This is a genomic window from Pseudomonas sp. P7548, from assembly GCF_013386585.1.
GTDB lineage: Bacteria > Pseudomonadota > Gammaproteobacteria > Pseudomonadales > Pseudomonadaceae > Aquipseudomonas.
On record NZ_JACARO010000117.1, the window covers coordinates 1 to 4,970 of the forward strand.

General features: G+C 64.1%; 5 protein-coding genes and 1 pseudogene. 3 read left to right on the plus strand and 3 right to left on the minus strand.

The genetic code is table 11. From position 1 onward, the window contains the following. Positions 1-386 (minus strand): annotated as a pseudogene (locus HX803_RS30675) (AraC family transcriptional regulator); the annotation flags it as partial. Between the two features lie 125 nt (positions 387-511). Between HX803_RS30675 and HX803_RS30680 the strand changes: the two are divergent. From HX803_RS30680 to HX803_RS30690, 3 genes are read left to right on the plus strand one after another with little or no spacing between them, the layout of a single operon-like run. After that, positions 512-700 carry a DUF1656 domain-containing protein gene (locus HX803_RS30680; RefSeq protein WP_176995445.1) on the plus strand — a complete coding sequence of 63 codons (189 nt, stop codon included), beginning with the start codon at positions 512-514 and terminating at the stop codon, positions 698-700. Positions 701-710: 10 nt separating this feature from the next. Continuing rightward, complete coding sequence (locus HX803_RS30685) at positions 711-1,619, plus strand: HlyD family secretion protein (RefSeq protein ID WP_178925835.1); 909 nt, start codon at positions 711-713, stop codon at positions 1,617-1,619. Further along, on the plus strand, positions 1,619-3,505 hold the full coding sequence (locus HX803_RS30690) for an FUSC family protein (RefSeq protein WP_178925837.1): 1,887 nt from the start codon (positions 1,619-1,621) through the stop codon (positions 3,503-3,505). The genes HX803_RS30685 and HX803_RS30690 overlap by 1 nt, the downstream gene beginning before the upstream one ends. Here HX803_RS30690 and HX803_RS30695 read toward each other — a convergent pair. Then, the gene (locus tag HX803_RS30695; RefSeq protein ID WP_178925836.1) at positions 3,448-3,876 is read right to left on the minus strand and encodes a hypothetical protein; all 429 of its coding nucleotides are present in this window, start codon (positions 3,874-3,876) and stop codon (positions 3,448-3,450) included. The genes HX803_RS30690 and HX803_RS30695 overlap by 58 nt on opposite strands. Before the next feature lie 131 nt (positions 3,877-4,007). Further along, the gene (locus HX803_RS30700) at positions 4,008-4,937 is read right to left on the minus strand and encodes an AraC family transcriptional regulator (protein ID WP_178925838.1); all 930 of its coding nucleotides are present in this window, start codon (positions 4,935-4,937) and stop codon (positions 4,008-4,010) included. Positions 4,938-4,970: the final 33 nt, after the last annotated feature.

Consider the following 4,970-nt stretch of genomic DNA (forward strand, 5'->3'; position numbering starts at 1 on the left):
GGGGGGTAGTCCTGGGGCAGGGTGCTCAGGTGCAGGATCAGTTCGAGGATGAGGGGGGACAGCACCAGGGTGCAGCATTTTTCCGGGAGGGCGGCGGCGCCGGGTTCGATGAACAGGAAGCCGACTTTGCCGTTGGCGGTGATGCGGTTGCTGTGGGCGATGCCGGCGGGGATCCATACGCCGAAACCGGTGGGCACCATCCATACGCCGTCTTCCACGGTGCACACGATGCCGCCGTGGCAGGCCACTACCAGTTGGCCTTTGCGGTGGGTGTGTACGGCGTATTCGGCGTTGTTGCGCTGGGTGCCGAGCATCACCGCGACGGCGGGTTGCGTGAAATCATCGAGTTCAAACTGGCCCACGGTGTAGAGGGTTGTCTCGTCCATTGCGCGGCACTCAGGTGTCTGAATTTGATTATAAGTTGGCAGCATACTCAATATCGGCACGCCCGGGCACTGCCTACCATGGCAGCAGGGCCTTCAAGGTGAAGGCCGATGGTGAGACTTCTGCAATGCTCAGCGAAATCACGTTTGCCAACCTCTACTTGCCGCCGTTTCTGCTTTATGTGGGCGCTGCGGCGTTGATGTATGCGGTGCTGGAACGGCTGATGCGCCGGTGGCTGGACTGGACCTGGCACCCCAGCCTCACGCGGTTTTTTGTCTCGCTGATTGTGCTTTCCACCCTAGTGCTGAAGCTGTGAGGGCGACGCGATGAGGCTCAACAACACGTTGAAAATCCTGGTGACGCTGGTGCTGGGGCTGGTTGCCTTGTTGTTCTGCACGCAGTTGTGGCGCGCCTATGTGCTGGCGCCCTGGACGCGGGACGGGCGGGTCAGCGCGCAGGTATTGCGGATTGCGCCCGAGGTGTCCGGCCAGGTCGAGCGGTTGCTGGTGGGCGACAACCAATGGGTGGCCAAGGGCGCGTTGCTGTATCAGATCGATCAGCGTGCCTACCTGTTGGCCCAGCAGCAGCGCATGGCCGAGCTGGCCGAGGCGCGCAGTGTGTTTGCGCAGCGCACCGCGCAGTTCCGGCGGCGCACTCAGTTGGGTGACGCGATTGCGCGGGAAGAAACCGACAACGCCGCCCAGGACCTGGCCGTGGCCAAGGCGCGGGTGGATGCGGCGCAAAGCCAGTTGGCCCAGGCCGAACTGGACCTGGCGCGCACGACGATTCGTTCACCGGTGGACGGCTACGTCACGCAACTTCGCCTGCAACCGGGGGATTACGCGGTGGCGGGCAGCACCAACATCTATGTGGTCGACGGCCAGAGTTTCTGGGTCACCGGGTACTTCGAAGAGACCAAGCTGCCGGGCGTATGGGTGGGCGCGCCGGCCTCGATCAAGCTGATGGGCTTTGCGCCGTTGCTGGAAGGGCATGTGGCGAGCATCGGCCGGGGCATTGCCGACGGTAACGAGTTGCGCAGTGACAGCGGCTTGCCCCAGGTGGCGCCGACGTTCAGTTGGATACGTTTGGCGCAACGCGTGCCGGTGCGCATCGAGCTGGACGCGGTGCCCGAGGGCGTGGAGCTGGCGGCGGGGATGACGGCCAGTGTCGAAGTGACCGAGCCCGGGAGCGCGCCGCATTGGCGGCTGTCGCGCTGGCTGCAGGCGTTCATGTGATGGCGGGGTATGTGGGGCGGCTATGGGCCGTGCTGCCTCGGCCGTGGACCCAGGCCACCTGGGGCTACGTGGCGCGCAGTGTGATGGCGGCGACATTGGCGTTGTGGCTGGGTTTTCAATTGCACCTGGACTCGCCGTTCTCGGCGGCGTCGACGGTGTTGTTGCTGATCCATCCGCTCCAGGGCGCGGTGATCGGCAAGGGCTTCATGCGGGTGGTGGGCACTGCGCTGGGGTTGTTGGTGGCGGTGATTTTGCTGGGGTTGTTCGCGCAGAAAATGCTGTTGTTCATCCTCGGCATCGGCGTGTGGCTGGGGCTGTGTGTCGCGGGCATGACCCTGCTGCGGCACTACCACGCCACGGCGGCGGTGGTGGCGGGTTACACGGTGTGCCTGGCGCTGGGCCCGGCCATCGTCGCGCCTCAGCAAGGGTTTGATCACCTGGTCACGCGGGGCACGGCGGTGGTGCTCGGCGTGTTGAGCCTGAGCCTGGTGGCTTCCTTGTTTGGGCGTAAGACCGTCGAACGGCGCCTTAGCCCGATGCTCAAGGATGTCTCTTCGCGCGCGCTGCGGTTGCTGGCGAGCCAGTTCAAGGGGGAGGGTGTAGCCGCTGCCGAACGGCGCCAACTCGCCCTCGACATCGCCAAGGTGGATGACCTGCTGGGGATCGGTCGAGGCGAATCGGTGTTGATCCGTTCCAGGTTCGCGGCGCTGCAGGCGGGGTTGGCGTATCTGCAGGCCGTGGCCCTGCAACACCTGTCGGTCGGCCAGCCGGTCGTGGGCGTGTCTGAGGCGCTGCAACAACTGGCTGAAACCCGTGGGGATTTTTCCACGGTCGCTGCGCAGGTCAGGGCGTTGCAAGATGGTCTTGGCGGGGAGTCGGACCGGCTGAGCGATCCGTTGACGGACCTTTCCAATGCCTTGCAGAACTTCGCCTGCGTCGAACACGAAACCCCGGCGCCGGCCCGTGCAGTTGGATTCCACCGGCACTACGGGGACGCGTTGCTCAACGGCCTGCGCGCCCTGGTCGCGACCCTGGCGACCGCTGCCGTCTGGTACTTCACGGCGTGGGATCAGGGGCCAACATTGCTGGCCGTGCTGGGCCCGTCCTGCACCTTGCTGGCGACCAGTCCGGCGCCTACCCAGGGCCTTGCCGGTCTGTTCAGGGGCACGATTTACGGCATCGTGGCGGCGGCCGCGTGCAAGTTCCTGCTGCTGCCGCACATCAGCGGCTTCGCGTTGCTGGCGGTGGTACTGATCGCCTTCTGGGTGTGGGGGATGCAGGCCACCACCCAGCCGCGTCATGCCTTGCAGGCCATTGCCTATCTGATCGCCTTCAACACGCTGGTCGGTACCGGTGGCACCGCCCAATACGACTTTACCGACTTCGCCAACCAGGCCCTCGCCTGGCCCGTGGCGCTGGCGATTTGCATGCTGGCTTTCCAGATCCTGCCCAGAAACCCCGCCGCCCAGGTGCGCGCTCTGAGACGGGCGCTGCACACAAGCACCGGGCGGTTACTGCGCGGTGGTGCGCGTATGGACCTGCTGAAATGGCAGGCCAGGCAACAGCATCGGATGGTGTCGTTGCAGGCGTTGCCGGGGGGCGAGGGTGAAGCGGTGGGCGCGTTGTCGTTGCAACTGAGCCGCAGCTTGGGACGGGTGTATGCCAGGACACGGGAACTGGCGCCGGGCACACCGGTTGCGCGCTGTGCACAGCGGGGAATTCGGCGGCTGTCCAGGCATGCGTTCGAGCCTGGAATAAACGCGGTTCAGGCTCGGTGCACGGCACAGGGTTTGCGGTTGCTGGGGGCAGGGGAGTTGGCGCGGTGTTATCAGGAGGTGGCGCAATTGCTGGGGGCGTACGCGGCGTCCGGCGGCCAATCCTCATAGACAAAGCAGCCTTCTGAAACGGGGTTGCCATCCATGTGGTAGGCCACCCACGCCAGTATGTGCGCCATCCGCTTCGTCCCCGATGGCGTCAATTTGCAGGCCTCGGCGACCTCGTGCAAGCGCGTCCGGCAAATATCGATGTGGAGCCGTACACCCGAAAAACCGCCGAGGTAGCGATAAAATTCATCGAGATAAATACCCACACCGCTCACACCGTAGGTGCCCGCCACCCCTGGAGCGTCCTCGTAAATGGCCATGATGTCGTGGCCTTCCAGTGCTGCGACGCGGGTCAGCACGTCGCAAAAAGCATCCTTCAGGGCATTGCTGATCCAAAGGTTGTAGCTGTCACCGATGATGATGGGGGCGCCCATGTGGCTGTTCTCAGTGTCTAGACGGGTGTGGAATCGGGCCTGACGTGCCTATGTTCGATGGCAACGTTCAGCCCAAGGCGGACGTCCAGATCCTATCCCGCACCTGGCGGCACTTCAACGGTGGGTTGCCATTACAACGCCCGCACCGGAATGCAAATCTCGCAGTTGAATTCCCCGGTCCGAGGATCAATCACCGTGGGCGCCGAAAACATCTCGAAGCACGGCCGGTCGTCGCATTGCAGCCCGCTGGACGGCATCCATTCTCGTGTCAGCCACATCCAGGCGTTGGCGATCTGTTCCGGTTTGCCTTTGAAGCGCGCCACGGCATACCGGCCGCCCGGCAGCGTCTGGATATCGGCCTGGCCGCTGGCCACAAACTGCGCCGGTACTTCGACACACGCGTCATAGCGGCACTTGTTCGCGGGGGTGAGCGAAGGGTCGTCATAGCCTATGCCGTAGCAGGTTTGGTCACTGAGGCCATGGGAATGCATCCACGGCGCCATGACCCCGCGCCAGAACTCGCCGATGGCAGGCCCGTAGGGGCCGATCAAACGTTGGTACGCGACGCGCGCCTTGGGTAAATCGATGATGCGTACATCCATGGCAAAGTCATCCGCTGGCCGATAAGAGCCGTCAGATTCGCCGAACTCGCGCTCGCCCGCCTGATGTGGATTGCCGAAGACCTGATCAGGATTGCTCTGCTGGCTGCCAGGCGGCTGCCCAATCGCCGCCGCCTGGGCTTTGAGCCGCTCAAGCGTGGTGGCGCGCCAGGCGGAGGGCGTGCAGCCGAACTTGAGCTTGAAAGCCCGCGCAAAAGCTTCACCGGATTGGAAACCGGTGGCCAATGCGGTTTCCAGTACGGTTTCCGGGGTGCCGCAAGACAACCGAAAAGCGGCTTTCTCCAGCCGCCGACGCTGCGCATAGCTGCCCAGGGTTTCGCCCATCGAGGCGGCGAAGATGCGATGAAAATGGAAACGCGAGAAATTGGCGATGTCAGCCAGCTGCGCGCCATCCAGCGGTTGATCGAGGTGCGCGTCGATGTGGTTGAGCACACGGTTTATGCGGCGTGTGTACTCGGCGCGGGAGGCTTGGGG

What these genes read in the sequence shown, in the direction of transcription:
- HX803_RS30690 (WP_178925837.1), top strand. Translation starts at nt 1,619, where the DNA reads ATGGCGGGGTATGTGGGGCGGCTATGGGCCGTGCTGCCTCGGCCGTGG.
- HX803_RS30695 (WP_178925836.1), bottom strand. Translation starts at nt 3,876, where the DNA reads ATGGGCGCCCCCATCATCATCGGTGACAGCTACAACCTTTGGATCAGC.
- HX803_RS30685 (WP_178925835.1), top strand. Translation starts at nt 711, where the DNA reads ATGAGGCTCAACAACACGTTGAAAATCCTGGTGACGCTGGTGCTGGGG.
- HX803_RS30680 (WP_176995445.1), top strand. Translation starts at nt 512, where the DNA reads ATGCTCAGCGAAATCACGTTTGCCAACCTCTACTTGCCGCCGTTTCTG.